General features: G+C 69.8%; 13 protein-coding genes and 1 pseudogene. 7 read left to right on the top strand and 7 right to left on the bottom strand.

Annotated features, from left to right (window positions below):
- Position 1 precedes the first annotated feature (1 nt).
- The gene (locus ACWD3E_RS17430) at positions 2–2,929 is read right to left on the bottom strand and encodes a glycoside hydrolase family 2 TIM barrel-domain containing protein (protein ID WP_451388403.1); all 2,928 of its coding nucleotides are present in this window, start codon (positions 2,927–2,929) and stop codon (positions 2–4) included.
- Positions 2,930–2,975: 46 nt separating this feature from the next.
- On the bottom strand, positions 2,976–4,226 hold the full coding sequence (locus ACWD3E_RS17425) for an ROK family transcriptional regulator (RefSeq protein WP_451388402.1): 1,251 nt from the start codon (positions 4,224–4,226) through the stop codon (positions 2,976–2,978).
- Between the two features lie 230 nt (positions 4,227–4,456).
- Here ACWD3E_RS17425 and ACWD3E_RS17420 point away from each other — a divergent pair, with 230 nt between their 5' ends.
- The 4 genes and pseudogenes from ACWD3E_RS17420 to ACWD3E_RS17405 all read left to right on the top strand — a co-directional run bounded on the left by ACWD3E_RS17420 (position 4,457) and on the right by ACWD3E_RS17405 (position 8,481).
- Positions 4,457–5,131, top strand: a complete 675-nt coding sequence (locus tag ACWD3E_RS17420; protein ID WP_451388401.1) for a pyridoxamine 5'-phosphate oxidase family protein — start codon at positions 4,457–4,459, stop codon at positions 5,129–5,131.
- A gap of 58 nt (positions 5,132–5,189) precedes the next feature.
- Positions 5,190–6,527: a radical SAM protein gene (locus ACWD3E_RS17415; protein ID WP_451388400.1), complete on the top strand. Its 1,338-nt coding sequence runs from the start codon at positions 5,190–5,192 to the stop codon at positions 6,525–6,527.
- A gap of 90 nt (positions 6,528–6,617) precedes the next feature.
- Positions 6,618–6,839 (top strand): annotated as a pseudogene (gene rsgA, locus ACWD3E_RS17410) (GTPase RsgA); the annotation flags it as partial.
- Positions 6,840–7,164: 325 nt separating this feature from the next.
- Positions 7,165–8,481: an alpha/beta hydrolase family protein gene (locus ACWD3E_RS17405; RefSeq protein WP_451388399.1), complete on the top strand. Its 1,317-nt coding sequence runs from the start codon at positions 7,165–7,167 to the stop codon at positions 8,479–8,481.
- 74 nt (positions 8,482–8,555) lie between these two features.
- Here ACWD3E_RS17405 and ACWD3E_RS17400 read toward each other — a convergent pair whose 3' ends face one another.
- Positions 8,556–9,263 carry a PP2C family protein-serine/threonine phosphatase gene (locus ACWD3E_RS17400; RefSeq protein WP_451388398.1) on the bottom strand — a complete coding sequence of 236 codons (708 nt, stop codon included), beginning with the start codon at positions 9,261–9,263 and terminating at the stop codon, positions 8,556–8,558.
- A 561-nt stretch (positions 9,264–9,824) separates the two neighbouring features.
- On the opposite strand from ACWD3E_RS17400, the gene ACWD3E_RS17395 reads away from it, so the two are divergent.
- A complete protein-coding gene (locus tag ACWD3E_RS17395) occupies positions 9,825–10,601 on the top strand; it encodes a helix-turn-helix domain-containing protein (protein WP_451388397.1) in 777 nt (258 codons plus the stop codon).
- 62 nt (positions 10,602–10,663) lie between these two features.
- On the opposite strand, the gene ACWD3E_RS17390 is transcribed toward ACWD3E_RS17395, so the two are convergent.
- The 4 genes from ACWD3E_RS17390 to ACWD3E_RS17375 all read right to left on the bottom strand — a co-directional run bounded on the left by ACWD3E_RS17390 (position 10,664) and on the right by ACWD3E_RS17375 (position 14,935).
- A complete protein-coding gene (locus ACWD3E_RS17390) occupies positions 10,664–11,611 on the bottom strand; it encodes a squalene/phytoene synthase family protein (RefSeq protein ID WP_451388396.1) in 948 nt (315 codons plus the stop codon).
- Between the two features lie 41 nt (positions 11,612–11,652).
- Positions 11,653–12,978: an FAD-dependent oxidoreductase gene (locus tag ACWD3E_RS17385; RefSeq protein WP_451388395.1), complete on the bottom strand. Its 1,326-nt coding sequence runs from the start codon at positions 12,976–12,978 to the stop codon at positions 11,653–11,655.
- Between the two features lie 78 nt (positions 12,979–13,056).
- Positions 13,057–14,439 (bottom strand): DUF6545 domain-containing protein, encoded by a 1,383-nt coding sequence (locus ACWD3E_RS17380; protein ID WP_451388394.1) that lies wholly within the window; start codon positions 14,437–14,439, stop codon positions 13,057–13,059.
- Positions 14,396–14,935: an ImmA/IrrE family metallo-endopeptidase gene (locus ACWD3E_RS17375; protein ID WP_451388393.1), complete on the bottom strand. Its 540-nt coding sequence runs from the start codon at positions 14,933–14,935 to the stop codon at positions 14,396–14,398. The genes ACWD3E_RS17380 and ACWD3E_RS17375 overlap by 44 nt, the downstream gene beginning before the upstream one ends.
- Positions 14,936–15,572: 637 nt before the next feature.
- Here ACWD3E_RS17375 and ACWD3E_RS17370 point away from each other — a divergent pair.
- Together ACWD3E_RS17370 and rsgA (ACWD3E_RS17365) are read left to right on the top strand one after the other, a co-directional pair.
- Complete coding sequence (locus ACWD3E_RS17370) at positions 15,573–16,346, top strand: hypothetical protein (protein WP_451388392.1); 774 nt, start codon at positions 15,573–15,575, stop codon at positions 16,344–16,346.
- Positions 16,347–16,587: 241 nt separating this feature from the next.
- The gene (gene rsgA / locus ACWD3E_RS17365) at positions 16,588–17,682 is read left to right on the top strand and encodes a ribosome small subunit-dependent GTPase A (RefSeq protein WP_451388391.1); all 1,095 of its coding nucleotides are present in this window, start codon (positions 16,588–16,590) and stop codon (positions 17,680–17,682) included.
- Positions 17,683–17,693 lie beyond the last annotated feature (11 nt).

The following is a 17,693-nucleotide window of genomic DNA, read 5'->3' as shown; positions in this document are numbered from 1 at the left end:
GTCAACGGAGTTCCGGGGCGGTGGTCGGGGGCGTCGGGGTGGTCGCCGAGAAGACGAAGGAGAACTGCGCCGGCTCTGCCCACAGGTAGTAGCGGGGCAGCGGGCCGGGCCCGCACGACTGGGAGCCGATGCCGTGCTGGCCGTGGTCGAGATTGACCCACACCCCCGCGGCGGAGCCGCTGTCGGATGCGGGGCCGGGGGAGAGGTCGGTGCGGTGCGTTGCCGCGTCCAGTTGCTCGGTGGTCCCGCGGCGGGCGGTGAGGAAGAACAACGGGTCGCCCTCGATGCGCAGACCGCCGAACTCCGCCCAGCGGACGTCGATGCGGGCGCCGTTCTCCTGCGGACGGATGTACGGCGTCTGCATACCGTCTACAGTCGACTGCCAACGGCCGACCGCAGCCGCCATCCTGGTGTCGGGATACCCCTCACCGGGACCGCCGCCGAACCACCGCACATGGTCGGCCGCAGCCAGTGCGAAGCGGATGCCGAGCCGGGGCAGCGGCACCGTCCAGCCGCCCTCCGGCGTCACGGATACGGTCAGCTGTAGACGATCTCCGTCCGACGTCCAGCGGTATACCGTCGACAGACCCACCTCCCGGGCCGCCGGCGCCACCCGCGTGCGTACCGTCAGCGCGTTTGCGCCCGGCTCGACCGCGTCCAGGCGGTGCCGCATGCGGTGCAGCCCGAGCTCGCGCCACAGCAGGCCGTGGCGGACGTCGGTCTGCCAGGCGGCGCCGTCGTCGTTGTCGGTGGTGGCCCGCCACACGTCCAGGCGCAGACCGGTGACCTCCACGCCGCCGATCGCGCGCAGCGCGCCGGTGCGGGCGTCGAAGGTGGCCGGGCCGAGGGTGGTCACCCCGTCCGCACTCGTCGGCGCGGCGGTCGCCGGCACGCTCGGCGCCCGGCGGGCGGACGCCGCGAACTGGCCCCAGGCGACGACGTGGTCCTTCGGCGCCCACGGGGTGTCGGCGGCGAGCAAGGCCTGCACCGTCCAGTGGGCCTCCCCGGGCGGGGCGGCGGGCGGCGGTTCGGGCAGCTTGACCTCGGCCGACTCGCCGGGGGCGAGTGCGGGCACCGCCAGCGCGCCGGAGTCCACCGTCTCGCCGTCGACCTGGTACGACCAGGTGAACGCGAGCGCCGACAGATCGGCGAAGTCGTACTTGTTGATGATCCGGACCGTGCCGCCGCTGCCGTCGCCGTCGATGGCGACCGGCTCGATCACCTTCTTGTACTCGACGAGGCCGGGGGAGGGGCTGCGGTCGGGGAAGAGCAGGCCGTCGCAGACGAAGTTGCCGTCGTGCAGCTCCTCGCCGAAGTCGCCGCCGTACGCGTAGCCGTACCGCTCGTCCTCGATGCCGTGGTCGATCCACTCCCAGACGAAGGCGCCCTGCAGCCGGTCGTACGACTCGAACAGCCGCTGGTAGTCGGCGAGTCCGCCAGGGCCGTTACCCATGGCGTGGGCGTACTCGCACAGGATGAAGGGGAGTTGACGGCGCTTGAGGGTGCCGCCGTCCAGGTGGCGGCCGATCCGTTCGACCTCGGCGTGGTCAGCGTACATCCGTGAATACACGTCCGTGTCACGGCAGTTGTGGTCACCCTCGTAGTGCAGGAGCCGCGAGGAGTCCCGGCCGCGGATCCATTCCGCCATCGCGGTCAGGCCCCGGCCGGTGCCCGCCTCGTTGCCGAGGGACCAGATCACCACCGACGGGTGGTTCTTGTCCCGCTCGACCATGCGGGCGGCGCGGTCGATCAGCGCCGGGGTCCAGCGGTCGTCGTCCACCGGGTTGTCCCGCCAGGCCTGTTCGGTGAAACCGTGGGTCTCCAGGTCGCACTCGTCGATCACCCACAGCCCCAGCTCGTCGCACAGGTCGAGGAAGGCCGGGTGGGGCGGGTAGTGGGAGGTGCGGACGGCGTTGATGTTGTGCCGCTTCATCAGCAGCACGTCCTCGCGCATGGTCGCGAGATCCAGCGCGCGGCCCTTGACCGGGTGCCACTCGTGCCGGTTGACGCCCTTGAACAGGACCTGCCTGCCGTTGACCTTGATCAGGCCGTCGGCGAGTTCGACCGTCCTGAAGCCGATACGCAGCGGCACCCGCTCGCCCGCGGTGGCCAGCACACCGTCGTACAGCCACGGCGACTCCGCCGACCACGGCTGAACCGGCACCGTCACCCGCTCGCCCGTGGCGATGTCGACGCCGAGGTTCGGCACGGTCACCCGGCCGGCCACGTCCGAGTCGACGCACAGGGTGCCGACGCCGGTGGTGTGGTCGTACGAGGCGTGCACGAAGTGGTCGAGGACGCTGCCCTCCGGCCGGTGCAGCAGGGTCACGTCACGGAAGATGCCGGGCAGCCACCACTGGTCCTGGTCCTCCAGGTACGAGCCCGCCGACCACTGGTGGACCCGGACCGCCAGTACATTGCCCACAGTCTTCAGTAGACGGTCGACCGCGAACTCGTGCGGCAGCCGCGACCCCTTGAACTCGCCCAGCTCCGTGCCGTTCAGCCACACCCGGGCACAGGACTCCACCCCGTCGAAGCGCAGCACCGCCCCGCCGTCCGCGGGCCAGTCCGCGGGCAGGTCGAAGACACGCAGATGGTCGCCGGTCGGGTTCTCGGTGGGCACACGTGGCGGGTCGACGGGGAACGGGTAGCGGTGGTTGGTGTAGATCGGGGATCCGAAACGGCCACCGTCCTGGAGGACCCAGTGGCCGGGGACCGAGAGCTCGGCCCAGTCGCAGGCGTCGTACCCCTCCGCCGCGAAGGAGTCGTCCTCGGCGTCGGCCGTCTGCGACAGCCGGAAACGCCAGGTGCCGTTCAGAGACAGGGACTTGGCGTCCGAGGACGCGTACCGGGCGCGGGGCGGCAGGGCCCCTGATCCCGGTGAGACGTCCTCGATGTAGGCGGTGACGGTGTGGGTGGGGAAGGACATAGGTCTCCTGGCTCAGCCCTTGAAGGGAGGTGTATCCCTTCCGTCGTCATGAATGCGCTGCGGTACGGCTCCTTGCGGGGACGGTGCGCTTGCCGGCGCCCTGCCTCTGCCCGACGGACCGCAGCGCGCCCTCCAGCGCGAACGTGGCCGCACCGAGGGACACCGGGTCGGTGGGGATGGGGGAGAGGACGATCTCGGTGGCGGCCAGCGGCCGGCGCAGCGCGTGCCGGGCGACGGCCTTTTGGACCTCGTCGAGCAGCGGCCCGCCCAGCCGGGACGCGACCCAGCTGCTGAGGACGACCACCTCGGGGTTGAGCAGGTTGATCAGATCGGAAATACCGGCACCCAGGTAACGGGCGGTGTCGCGCAGCACCTTGAGCGCCACCGGATCGCCGGTGGCGACCGCGCGGGCGAGCGCGTCGATGGTCGCGGTCTGGTCGCCCGGGTGCAACAGTGCTGACTGTGGGCTGAGTTCGCGCAGGTTCTGCATGATGCCGGGCGCGCCGACATACGTCTCCACGCAGCCGTGGTTGCCGCAATGGCACAGCCGGCCGTCCAGCACGAGCGTGGTGTGCCCCCACTCGCCGGCGCTGTTGCTCACGCCCCGGTGCAGCCCGCCGCCCAGCGCCAGGCCGGCGCCGACGCCCGTGCCGAGGTTGACCACCACCGCGTCCCCGCGGCCCCGGGCGGCCCCGAACCACAGCTCGGCGACCGCGCACGCACGCAGCGGATTGTCCAAGTGCAGTGGATACGCGATGTGTTCGGCGAGCAGAGCGAGCAACGGCACGTCGTGCCAGTTCCAGTTGGGGGCGAACTCGACGACACCGGAGTCCCGGTCCACCTGGCCCGGCACGCTCACCCCGACACCCAGGACGCGCGCCGCCTCCGCCCCGGCCTGCGCGACCACCGAGCCCACGGCGGCGGCCACATGAGCGACCACCTGCTCCGGGCGGCTCTCCCCGGGCCGCAACTCCTCGTCCGCGCGGGCCAGTACGTTCAGCGCCAGGTCGAACAGCTCGACGTGGACGTACGTCTCCGCGATGTCGACACCGATCAACGAGCCCCCCGACGCATTGACGGCGACCAGTCCCCGGGGGCGGCCTCCCGCCGAGTCCTCGAAGCCGACCTCGGTGATCAGGCTCAGGGCCAGCAGCTCGCCGACGAGCGTGGCGACCGTGGCCAGGCTGAGCCCGGTGGCGGCGGCCAACTCCTGCCGGGAGGTGGGAGACTCGGCGATGATCTGGCGCAGCACCTCGTAGCGGTTCGCGGTGCGGATGTCACGTGACGTGCGCTTCACGCAGCTACCCATCCCATCCCGTCCAGACCAGCCCGACCAGGCCGGGGCGGCACTCGGCACCGGCACTGCGTCAGGCTATGGGCTGCGGGGTTCTTCGACAAGGAGTTACGAAAGGGGCTGTAGAAAGCCATCCGTGTCCCCGGATGCGGATTTCGTCGAGCCAACCCCTTCAGATCTCTGTTTCGGTAAATGGATGGCCCTTGGGTTGCGCTTTCAGTAGCTTCACGCCCATGACGTCACAGCCGCTCCCCGCCAAGCTTCCCCAGACAGACCGCACCCGGCACCGCCGCCTGCGCGAGCAGGGCAGTCTGGAGCGGGCCGAGCTGGAGGCGATTCTCGATGCCGGGTTCGTCTGTCATCTGGGGGTGGTGATCGAGGGGCGACCGGTGGTCGTGCCCACCGTGTACGGGCGGGACGAGCGGTGGCTCTATCTGCACGGGTCCGTGGCGAGCCGCAGTCTGACCGGGGACGTACCGGTCTGTGTGACTGTCACACACGTCGACGGGCTCGTGCTCGCGCGGTCCGTGTTCGAGCACGGCGTGAACTACCGCAGCGCCATGATCCACGGCGACGCCCGCAAGGTCACCGACCCCGACGAGAAGCTGGAGGGGCTGCGCCGGCTCACCGAGCACTCGGCGCCGGGACAGTGGTCGTACGCCCGACGGCCCAGCCGTAAGGAACTCGCCGCCACCACCCTCCTCGCCCTCTCCCTGGAGGAGGCCTCCGTCAAGATCCGCACCGGTGCACCCGACGACGGCGACGGGCCCGACGCCGCCCTCGGCCTGTGGGCGGGGGTGCTGCCGCTCACCGCCGTCTGGGGAGCGCCCGTGCCCGACCCGGCGCTGCCGCCCGAGACGGCCGTACCGGCGCACATCGCGCGCCGTGCGGGGACCCGGCACGGCTGACCCGGAAGCGGGGGCATACGGTGAGAGCCGTATGCCTGAGCCTGAAGGAGATGTACGGATGGGCAGTCGCACCGCGCTGGTCGAAGATCTGATGGAGCGCTTTCCGCACGTACCGCGAGAGGCCGTCTTCAAGGAAGACCTGCTCCGGGGTGGCGTCGCCTTCGACCGATCCGCCCTGAGTGACAACGAGGACGGGGACGTCAAGCCGAAGTCCTACTTCATCTTCTCCTTCGACCACGGCACCCTGCCCGAGCTGGGCGAGGCCGCGCTGCGCCGGCCGCCGGAGGAGATCATCCTCACCGGCGGGCCGTACGACCTGCGCCGTACCGTCGTCTCCGTGCGGGTGAACCCCGCCTCGCCGTACCGGGTCGCCGCCGATGAGGAGGGGCTGCTCGGGCTGTATCTGGACGGGAAGCGGATCGCCGACGTGGGGGTGCCGCCGATGCCGGAGTACTACCGGCACACCCTCTCCAACGGGAAGTCCGTGATGGAGGTCGCCCCCACCATCCAGTGGGGCTACCTGATCTATCTGACCGTCTTCCGGGTCTGCCAGTACTTCGGCGCCAAGGAGGAGTGCCAGTACTGCGACATCAACCACAACTGGCGCCAGCACAAGGCCGCCGGTCGACCGTATACAGGAGTCAAGGACGTCGACGAGGTCCTCGAGGCCCTGGAGATCATCGACCGGTACGACACCCAGAAGGCCTCCACTGCCTACACCCTCACCGGCGGTGCCATCACCAAGACGGTCGGCGGGCGTGACGAGGCCGACTTCTACGGCCGCTACGCCAAGGCCATCGAGGAGCGCTTCCCGGGCCGCTGGATCGGCAAGGTGGTCGCGCAGGCCCTGCCCAAGTCGGACGTGCAGCGCTTCAAGGACTACGGCGTGCAGATCTACCACCCCAACTTCGAGGTGTGGGACCGCCGGCTGTTCGAGCTGTACTGCCCCGGCAAGGAGCGTTACGTCGGCCGGGACGAGTGGCACCGCCGCATCCTGGACTCGGCCGAGGTGTTCGGCGCGCGCAACGTGATCCCCAACTTCGTGGCGGGCGTGGAGATGGCCGAGCCGTTCGGGTTCACGACGGTGGACGAGGCGATCGCGTCGACCACCGAGGGGCTGCGCTTCTTCATGTCGCACGGCATCACGCCCCGCTTCACCACCTGGTGCCCGGAGCCCACCACCCCGCTCGGCAAGGCCAACCCGCAGGGCGCGCCGCTGGAGTACCACATCCGGCTGCTGGAGGCCTACCGCCAGACGATGGACGACTTCGGGCTCTCCTCCCCGCCCGGCTACGGCCCGCCCGGACCCGGCCGCGCGGTCTTCTCCGTCAGCTCCTTCATGGACAGCCTCCCGGCGAACGAACCCGCACCCGCGCAGGAGACGGCAGAGGCGTGACCCGGCGGTGTGACCCGGTCCCGGCGGTCGGTCGACGACCGCCGGGAAGGCCGGCCGCGCGGCCGTGAGTTGACCAGCCGTGAGGCCGGCACCGGCGACTGGGTCGCCGTCGAACCCGGCGGCAACCCCCGCTATGTGCGCGCGTGTCTGCCGCGCCGCACCGCCTTCGTGCGCTCCACCTCCTCCAAGCGGTCCGAGGCGCAGATCCTCGCCGCCAACGTCGACCACGCCGTCGTCGCCGTGTCCCTCGCGGTCGAACTCGACCTCGGCCGCGTCGAACGCTTCCTCGCCCTCGCCCGGGAGTCCGGCGCGACCTGGAAATCGGGCAGGCGCACGTTTGGGAGGCGTGTCGAGGGCAACCCGTCGCGAGTTCGAATCTCTATCCTCCGCAGCCGCCCACCTGGGCAAATGAAGGTCTTGACCGCTCAGCGGTTGGGACCTTCATCGTCTGGTCGGCGATCCCACCAAGTCGCATGGTTCAGCTGCTCGTCCCGCCCGCCGCCGCGGTGAACGCCAGGGGCCCGAAATCCGTAGGCCACTGCGGCGGTACGGGTGCGAAATCCGATCGCCAGTTCCTCGATTCGCTGCCCAGCAAAGGGGTCCCATGAAACACCGCCGACCGCGCCACCGTCGCAGAGTGATCGCCAGAGCGGTCGGTACGGCCGGTACGCTGGCCATCGCCCTGGGGGCGGGGATGACGCCGGCGATGGCCTCCGGGAAGATGGCCAACAAGCCCACCGCCACCGGGTTCTCACCCGACCAGCCCGACCAGGACGACGCGCCCTGGGCGCCTCGACACGACGAGGTGCCGAAGCAGCACACCGCCGTCCGTCCGGAGGTCGTCACGCCCCGCGCGGGCACGTCCACTCTCCAGCTCAGCCTGCCCGCACCGACCGGGCGCCATGGCGTGGGCAAGTTCAGCCTGCACCTCATCGACAAGTCCCGCACGGACCCGTACGTACCCGGTAACAAGCCGCGCGAGCTGATGGTGTCGTTCTGGTACCCGGCCGCCTCCACTCGCGGTCACTACGAGGCACCGTGGATGCCGTCAGCCTCCGGCGCCCACTTCCTCGCCTCTCAGGGCCTGACGCCACAACAGGTGACGTTGCCGAAGACCGCGGGCCATGTGCTCGCTCCGGTCGACACCAAGCTCGGCAAGCTGCCCGTCCTGCTGTACTCGGCCGGGCTGCACGGGGACCGCGCCGGGAGCACTGCACTCGTCGAGGACCTGGCCAGCCGCGGCTATCTCGTCGTCACCGTCGACCACACCCACGACGCCAACGAGGTGCAGTTCCCCGGCGGACGGCTTGAGGGCGACACCATGCCGGCCGGCGCGCACTCCTCCGACACGCTCAACGTGCGTGCGGCCGACATCCGCTTCGTCATCAACCAGCTCGGCGCGATCGGCAAGGGCTACAACCCGGACGTCGACCACGCCAGGCTCCCCACCGGGCTGTCGCACGCCGTGGACATGTCCCGCATCGGGATGTTCGGCTGGTCGCTGGGCGGCGGGGCGGTCGACACCGCCATGCAGCTCGACCACCGTATCGCCGCCGGCGCCGACCTGGACGGTCAGTTCTTCGGCTCGGCGCCGAGCAAGGACCTGGACCGCCCTTTCATGCTCTTCAGCTCCGGCACCCACAACCGCAACAACGACGGGTCGTGGCGCACGCTGTGGTCGCATCTGAAGGGAGACCGGGTCGACATCCAGCTCCAGGGCTCGGCGCACCTGTCGTTCGGCGACACGGAGGCGATGGTGCCACAGGAGGCAAGCCTGCGCGGGCTCTCCCAGGCCCAGCTCCAGCAGATACTCGGCACGCTCGACCCGAACCGCGCGATCGAGATCCAGCGCGTCTACCTCGCCGCCTTCTTCGACAAGGAACTGCGCCACCAGCACAGCACCCTGCTCGACGGCCCCGACAAGAAATACCCGGAGATCTCCTTTGTCCGCTGAACGGGCCAGCCGAAGGGCCGGCCCTGCATGCGGGCCTGCAGCTCGTCGACATCGCCCTGGACGCCGGCGGACTGTCAGGTGGCGGTGACCACCAGTACGGCCTGGTCGCCGAGGGTGGCATTGCCTGCGAACGCGGTGACTGCGGCGGTGACGGACTCGATGAGGGCGGCGGCGGGCGTGGTGGTCCGGACGGCGACAAGCGCGTCGGCCAAGCGGTCCTCGCCGAAGAACTCGCCGTCGGCCGAACAGGCCTCGGTGATGCCGTCGGTGACCAGGACCAGGCTGTCGCCACGGTGCAGTTCGATGCCGCACGGGCAGAAGCCGGGGTCGGGACCGATGCCCAACCGCCGCCCCGGTTCGGCGAGTTCCACGACCGTGCCGTCGGCGCGGCGCACGAGCGGCGGGACGTGGCCTGTTCGAATCAGGTGGGGCGCGAGGTGGGACGCGGTGTGCCGCAGTTCGCCGTAGGCGAGCGAAACGAACTGGTCCTCATCGGCGGTGCCTGCCGTCAACGCGTTGTTGATGGCGGCGACCACCGCCGCCGGGTCGTTCAGGAGGCGGGCGGCGGCGCGTGCGGTGTGGCGGACCATTCCGATGGTGGTGGCCGCCGGCGTGCCGCGCCCGGACACATCGCCGATCATGAGCGCCCAGAGGCCGCCGGGGAGCGGGAAGACGTGGTAGAAGTCGCCGCAGAAGCTCGACGGTGCGGAGCATTGCGGAGTGGTCGAGATGAGCCTCGCCGAGGTCGGGCCGGGCGTACTCGACCGACCCGACGGCCACACCGCTCCCCTGTGGCGGTGTGACCGTCGGAGCTTCAGGGGCAGAGCGCTTCCGCGAGATCGAGAAGCCGTTGCTCCTGTGACTGCACATCACCACCGAGCCGGGACGGCCGTCCGCTTCGCCGTCCGGAGGCGGATCATCGGCACCACCGGCCGGCCCACCATGGCCCGACCCCAAGCCCGCCACCCTGCCCCGGCGTACCGTCGGACACCGGGGCGGCCAATGACGCGACAGTGCTCTGGCGATCGGTGAGCGGCGAGAGCCGTGATGGTGTAGCGCTCATTTATGTCTCCTGTGGAGGCGAGAACGCCAGGTCCGGTCAGTAGGTTTCCTGAGCCGTGAGTGACCGGGCCGCGCGCCTTACACGTCTGTGGCATGAGATGGCTGTAGGTGAGGTGCGGCGGCCGTACTTCTCCGGCGGTCGGCTCGCCATCACGATCAGGGATCATGCTGCACCTACTCGTGGATGTCAATTGGCGCCTCGATCATTCCGTCGACGCTCCCGATGGGCTACAAATGTGACCCCCCTCGTGCGGGGTGCGCCTCTCTGGCGCTAATCTTCTGTGCGCCGCCCACGCGGGTGTACCGACGACGAGGCAGGAGACCGCCTGTTTATGGAGAGCACTACCGGGGTGGAGGACGTTGCGGCGGCCCTGGCATCGATCAAGGCGGAGCTTGAGGAACTGGGCCACACCATCGAGGTGATCAACTTCGACCGGCTCACCGTCGAAACGGGCATCGCCGAGGCGACGGTCCGCAAACTCTTCGCGGGGGATTCCGTCAGCCCTGACGAGGTCGACCCGCCCTTCAAGGACCGCCTGCGATTCCTCCTGGACACCAGGCTCAAGGAGAACGGACGCAAGCACACGTTCCAGGAGGTCGCCGACGCCGTCGGTGTGGCCAAGTCGACGATCACCAACCTGTTGAACGGCTCGCGCAACCCGGGATTCGACGTCAGCAAAGACCTGGCGGAGTTCTTCAACGCCCCGGGCTTCTTCACGCTCGGACCGAAGACGGCACTCCTGACGGCCCTTGAGCCCGTCCTGGAGCAGGCACGGCTGATCGCCGAACTCAAGGGTCGGCGGGTGCAGCGCGTGGCTCTGCGGGGGGGTGTGTCGGCCGGCAGTGACCAGTTGTCACGGCAGCTGCAGGCGGCGATCCACCAGGTGGTCGAAACGGCCCAGCGCGCGTCCCAGGCGTCGGCGGCTGCGGACGGTGGCGACGAGGACCCTGAACTCAGCGAACTCGCCGCCACGATGCGCTCGTTGTCGGCCAAACGCCGCAGGAGCGTGATGGGCATCCTCAGAAATGCGGTAGGCCTGGCCAAGCACGACGATTGATGACAGCTTCTCGATGCGATCCGCGGCCTCGTGGCGCCCGGCCGGCCCGGGGAGACCGTCCGTCACCTCGACAGGAGCCGCACGCTTCTCGCGGCGCGGTACTGCCGCGCCAGGACGCCGAGGGCGGCTGGGATCGACGGTCGCGCCCCGCCGTGCAGGAGGGAACCTCCCTTGCGTCGTACGGCCTGGAGGTGGAGAAGCTGAAGGGAGATCAGGGCTCGCAGAAACGGCCGGTAGGGCGCGTCGACCAGATCAGGCAGTCCCCGGCACGCGGTGAGCGCGGTCTCGGCGAGATCGGCTTGCGCGCCGACCAGCCGCTCCAGAGCGGGAACGCATGCCTGCGACTTGCTCCGCAGGTCCTCGATGGTCAGCCCGTACCGGTCCAGTTCCTCGCGTGCGATGCCGATACGGCCCTGCTCGGCGTCCTCGGCGAGATCGGCCAGGAAGTCGATGCGCTGCCACCCCTCGATCAGCGCCCGGCATCCCTGGAGGAACAGCTCGTTCACACCTGCCTTCGGCGCCGGCGCGATCAGCGACGCGGTGAGCATCAGGGCGGGTAGCGAGTAACTGTCGATGTAGGCCTGGTAGTCGGCCTCGCTGTCGAAGCCGGTCCATTCGGCCTCGACGGGCGCCCCGTCCAGGAAGTCGTGCACGCGTGCAGCCATGTGCGGCCATCGGCGTGCGGTGTCGGCGAGCGCCCGGAGCAGAGCGGACGCGGGAGCCCCCGGGCCGGGGCCTGCATCGAGTGCCGCCCTGACCTCACGGTGCCATGAACCCAGTGCTTCCTTGCGGGCGCTGACCTCTCCGGCGTCGATCCGCTCGTCGGTTTCGTGCATGAAGGCGACCATGGCGACGACGGACGGATGGAGCTTCGCGGGGAGTAGCAGCCGGGTGGCGAGGTACTGGTGGAGGGCGAACTTCCGTACCAGGTCGCGCTGGGCGTCGTAGGCTCGCCGCAGCGTCGGGTCAGCGATGCCGGCCTCGGTCAGGGCCGCGGGCCATCGGGGCACTGTTCTCCTTCGGTTGGTGGTTCCGGTACGGGCACGGACGGTCAGCGGTCCAGGAGGACGCGCGCCGTGCGCAGCAGGACATGCGCGCGGGTGAGGGTTCGCGGATGCTGTCGCATCTGGACGACGTCCATGTAGACGCGGTTGATCTCGGGATCCCGGACCGATGCTTGTGTGATCTTGTCGCCTACCCAGCGGATCAGGGGATAGCCGCGTGGATAGGGGCCGGTCACGTGAGGCTGGGCCAGGTCGGCGGTCGTCGACAGTTTCCACGCGGCGTCGATGAAGACGTCCGCGCGACGGAAGTAGTCCCAGGCCGGAGCGTGCGGCGCGGCTCCGGAGCGCAGGTACATGGCGAGCGCGCGGGCCTGCAGAGCCGCGAGGGTGAGCCCTTGCCCGTAGACCGGGTTGACGGAGGCCATGGAATCGCCCGCCGCGACCAGTCCGCCCGGGAAGCGACTTGTCGCGCGGAACAGGCGGCGTCGGCTCTCGCGGAAGTGGAAGGTGCCGACGTCGCCCTGAAGCGCGCAGTGCTCGGCGACCTCCCGCAGCGGGGCGACGCAACGGCGCATTCTGGCGATGAACTCCCGTGGGTCCCTGGTAGGGCGGAGACCGGCGTAACCGGCCAGGACGACCGTCCACCGGCTGTTCTCGACCGCCGCGAGTGCTCCGGGTTCGCAGCGCGCGGGCTGGTAGCCGCTTTCGGGTCCTGGGGAGGAGTGCGCGATCACTGTCCCCGGGAGTTCGCTGCCCCGGTGGAATGCGGCCGTGGCGTAGCCGAGGTCGATCCGCATCCGCTCCACAGGCGGCACGGGCCATCCCTCCCGGTCGAGCCAACTGCTCAGGCGACTCGACCGGCCCATGGCATCGACGACGAGGTCGGAGGCGAGCGTTGTCTCGTGCTCGTGCTCGTGCTCGTGCCCGGCCGGGGCGTAGCGGACGCCGCACACGCGGTCGCCCCGCATCAGGAGTCCTTGGCCGCGGCCGGCGAGGAAGCGCACATTGGGCAGCTCTCGCGTGCGCCGTCGTACGGCGCGCTCGATGAACGGGCGTGTGGCGCCGAGCATGTCGACGTCGTCCAGGGGAGGGCGCGGCCTGCCGTCGACGTAGAACTGGACCGCTCGGCCGCTTCCGACCAGGGCACCGTCGGCGGTCATCTCCCTGGTGATGCCGGGAAACCAGCGTTCCAGCTGCGCATGCCCCATGGCGAGCAGGGCATGCAACTGGTGCCGGTGCGGTGCGCCTGGGCCGGTTGCCTCACCGTCGAGGTGGTCTGGTTCCACGATGACGACCTCTTCGGCGAAGTCGCTCAGCACGCGGGCCGCCAGTAGACCCGCGTAGCTTCCGCCAAGCACAACTGCCCGTTGCACGGGGCTCCCCTCCGAGCCCGTGACGGCTCAGCTCCGTTCGAATGGGTGCGTCGCTGAGAAGCGCGACCGGACGGGACACTACAGTGCCGCTGTGCGAGTCCTGGGCGCTCCTTCGCCCTCCCGGGTAGAGCGGACCACCTGTAGCGATGATTCCACCAGAGGGGAGCGGAGCGCTCGGGCCACGCGCACCAGGCGGGACCTCTCCTGGGCGGCGGGCGTGTTCTTTCCCGGGGCGAACAGTGCGGGCCCAGCAGAAGCGGCCGGTGCCGCGCCGTCAGAGCCTGCCGCCTGGAGGCGTTCGACCGCGTCACGCAGGACCGCGGCCGTGACGGCGGCTTCGAGCTCATGGGGGGACAGGCCCTTCTTCCCCAGGCCCAGCCGGCTTCGGAGAGCGTCAGTCTTCATGGCCTCGCTGTGCAGACTCGCGACCGCCCGCGTCGGCAAGTCGCTGATCCAGGCGCGCCGTTCCAACTGCCGGATTCCGTCGAGGATCTCGATCACTCGTCGATGAAGTGTCCACCGGACATTGAAGAAGCGATTCGGCTCGGATCGCTCGGGACCGGCTGAGGCGTGCTGGTGATCCGACCGGCGCTGCCCCGAGCCCAGAGACAGCTCCTGGTCTACCCCTGCGACGACGAGATCCCACAACGGCTGCAGGACCGCGATGTCCCGACGTTCGCCGAGCCACTTGCTCAACGCCGCTCCGGAGACTCCGTAGCAGGTCATGATGGATCCCACGACTCCGAAGGCGGAGCCCAGCACCCCCACGTCGTCGAGTTGGTGGTGACCGAGGGCAGCGGCTGCGGCCGCGGGGGCCGAGCACACCACGTACCCGGACGTCACGAGCATGCTGCGCCCGTACCAGCGGACGGAATGCATGATCGCCTTGTCGTCGGCCCGCGCACGTCGCGTGCGACGCCATGTGTGCACCGTTCCGCAGGTGAGCATGGTCAGAAACACACTGAGGAAGACCTGTACCTGCGGATGGTTCACCTGCGCGGTATTGAACTTGAGCGGATCGGCCGATCCGCCGAGATCCGTGGTCAGAAACGCGACGATCATGACCGCCAAGGAGATGCCGTAGGCGACCGCCCAGGCCGCGATCGGCCGCTGGTCCCGCCCCGGCTGATCCGACGGGGACGGTGTCCACAAGATCGTCAACAGGTGCTGCGTCCCGAAGCACAACAGGATACCCAGGTAGATCGGCAGCGTAGGGAGCCACGGTTGACCGGACGCCGAACCGAGGCTCCGGTACCCGAAAGGAGAGGCGACCACGTAGACGATGCCGCCCAGTCCGTGGGTGACGACCTGCAGGCCCAGCCCGACAGAAGGGGAACGTACGAGGGCCGAGGCCTTCCAGAGGGCGATCGTCAGATGGAGTGAGCCGATGACCAGGTAGACAGTGGTCGCGCTGCTCTCAGACACCAGTCCTCCGGTGGGTGAAGCTGAAGGCGAGGCCATGTGCGTCGAGCTCTTGGAGCGCGATCTTGCGGTCCAGTGCCACAGTGGCGAAGGCCTCGACCTTTCGCTCGACCGGCGAGTCGTAGTGAGACCGCTGGAAGAACGCCGTGACCGTATCGGGGTTGAGCGCCGGCGTGAGCTGAACCGCCAACTCCCTCGTCAGCGGGCTGTCGTTGCCCGCCCCGACAGGCACCGTGACGTCCTCCGCCTTGTCGAAGAGGAAATGCCCCAGTTCGTGGGCGATGGAGTTCACTTGGGTGAGTTCGCTGGCGTACTCGTCGACTGCGATGTAGTCCTGGTCAGGGGTGGCGAGGGAGAACGCACTGACGGTGGGTGGTATGTCGATGTACAGTACAGTAATGGGGTTGCCGCGCCGTTCGGCGACGAGCTCCACCAGACCGTCGATGCTCTGGACGCGTGAGAGGCCCAAGTCTCTGCGGATCTGCCGGGCAGCCGCGTAGGTTTCGCGGCGTATGGCGAGCTCTTCCCTGACCATGCCGATCCAGCGTGACCACTCCGGTTGCCGACGGCCTGTCCTCACGATCGGCTGCATCCTCGTTCCCTTCCGCCGGGGTCCGTGGCCACCGCGCGTCGGCTGAACCCATGCAGCCGAACCTGCGGACCGACACGGAACCTCTCGCCGACGAGGGCGGCGGTCCGCACAGCACGATGATCATGTTTGGGTGGCGCGGTACCGCGGGAGCGACGCGACTCATGGCAGGTCGATCGATCTGCGGTGCCCGGTTGCCGGAGCCATGCCCGGTGCGTGGCTCGAGGGCCTGCTTGTACGGCCCTGGTGTCCGCTCCTGCGGCGGATCGCGCGATCCACCCCGTCATCCGTTCTCCTCACCCTGGCCCGACGACACCCCGGAAACCGCGTTCAAGTCACCAGACCCGGACAGTGTTTCAAAGCGTGTCGACCAACGCGTCGCCAACTATAGTTTGGGAACGGTGAGGGGTGGGCAACGCACCGTGGCCCGTGAAGCCGATGCGGCGGATGAGATGCCGGAGTCGGGGCCGCCCTTTGAAGGTTTTCCCACACTCGCGAGCATCGCCGCGCCATGTGCGCGCAAGGGATGTGCCGGGTGGGGGAGTTGGCGGCTGCAGCCTGACGCCGCAACCGCACCGGCTGGGTGGAGAAGTACCTGATGGAGCGGCTGGCCAAGGCGGAAGGGGACGTGGACGGATGGGTCGCCGTGCACGCGGCCGACCTCGCCCCGGACGGCAGTACCCACCTGAGTGTTGCCCGCGAACTGGACGCCGGTGGCCGCCGGGACGAGGCCCTGCGGTGGGCGGAACGTGGCATACAGGAAACACCCGACGACGTCACCCCCGACAACGCCCTGATCGACTACCTCTGTGACCGCTACACCCGCGCCGACGGGCTCCTGGACACCGTCGCCCTGCGCCGCGCCCGGTTCGCCGCGCGCCGTTCCCCGGCCGCGTACCAGCAGTTGCGTGCGGCGGCACGGGCGGCCGGCTGCCGGCAGGTCGAGCGGGAGCCGGCGCTTGTGCTGCTGCGCGCCGACACCGGGCAGCGGCAGCGGTCCTGGTACGGCGGCCCGGTCCCGGTCGATGCCCTGCTCGACGACGGAGACGTCGACGCCGCCTGGCGAGCCGCGCCCCAAACGCGTGCGCACGACCGGCAGCGGCTCGCCCTCGCCGACCAGGCCCGCGCCGTCCGTCCTGCCGAAGCGCTCGGGGTCTACCTGCGGCTGTCCGGACCGCTCATGAAACAGACGGGCAACGCCATCTACGAGCAACTGACCGGTCTGCTGCTGAGCATGCGCGACTGTCATCGCCGCCTGGGCACCGAAGACGAGGTCACCGCGTACCTCGCCGCTCTGCGTGCTGGCCGGAAGCGCAAACGGAACCTGATGCGACTCCTCGAGCAGCACGGCCTGTGACCCGGCCAGAAAATCGGGTGGCGCCGGAATGTGGCCGCCTCTAGGGTGAGATCCGCTTCACGCAGTGGCTGTTGGCCGCTGCCGTCTGCCGAGTGAGAAACGGGAGGTGTGACCGATGGCTGTCACTGTGCTGGGCGCTGCCCTCATCCAGGAACTCCTCAAGTCCACCTCCGTGGCCACCGGCTGACGATCCGGCGCCCTGCGCGCGCCTTTCCGGGGCCACCCTTGTGAAGGGTCTCCCTTGACTTCGACCTCTGCAGTTTTCTCCGCGCTCGCTTCCTACGGCTGGGACGCGGACTGGGCCGACGCTTTCGCCCCCTACGCCGCCGAAGGGCTGCTGCCCGGACGGGTGATCCGTGTCGACCGCGGCCAGTGCGACGTCGTCACCGCGGGCGGGGTCGTCCGCGCCGACACCGCCTTCGTCACCCCGCACGACCCGATGCGGGTCGTGTGCACCGGCGACTGGGTCGCCGTCGAACCCGGCGGCAACCCCCGCTATGTGCGCGCGTATCTGCCGCGCCGCACCGCCTTCGTGCGCTCCACCTCCTCCAAGCGGTCCGAGGCGCAGATCCTCGCCGCCAACGTCGACCACGCCGTCGTCGCCGTGTCCCTCGCGGTCGAACTCGACCTCGGCCGCGTCGAACGCTTCCTCGCCCTCGCCTGGGAGTCCGGGGCGCAGCCCGTGGTCGTCCTCACCAAGGCCGACCTCGTACCCGACCCGGTCACCCTCGGCCACCTCGTCCAGGACGTCGAGACGGTCGCGCCCGGCGTGCCCGTCGTCACGGTCAGCGCCCTGCACGACGACGGGCTCGACGTGCTCGGCGCCCTCGTCGGCTCCGGTACGACCGTGCTGCTCGGGCAGTCCGGCGCCGGCAAGTCCACCCTCGCCAACGCCCTCGTCGGCGAGGACGTCATGGACGTACAGGCCGCACGCGACGTCGACGGGAAGGGGCGGCACACCACCACCACCCGCAACCTCCTCGCCCTGCCCGGCGGGGGCGTCCTCATCGACACGCCGGGCCTGCGTGGCGTCGGCCTCTTCGATGCCGAGAGCGGGGTCGGGCAGACCTTCTCCGAGATCGAGGAACTGGCCGAGCAGTGCCGGTTCCAGGACTGCGCCCACGAGACCGAGCCCGGCTGCGCGGTGCGCTCCGCCGTGGAGAACGGGGAGCTTCCGGTGCGCCGACTGGAGAGCTACCGGAAGCTGGTCCGGGAGAACCAGTGGATCGTGGCCAAGACCGATGCGAGGGTCCGTGCGGAGCTTCGGCGGGACTGGAAGCGGAAGGGAGCCGAGGGCAGGGCGGCGATGGAGGCCAAGCGGGGGCGTTGGTCGTAGGCGCCCTGTGC

It is taken from the genome of Streptomyces sp. NPDC002676 (genome assembly GCF_053592455.1).
This window is presented reverse-complemented; position numbering and strand designations above follow the sequence as displayed.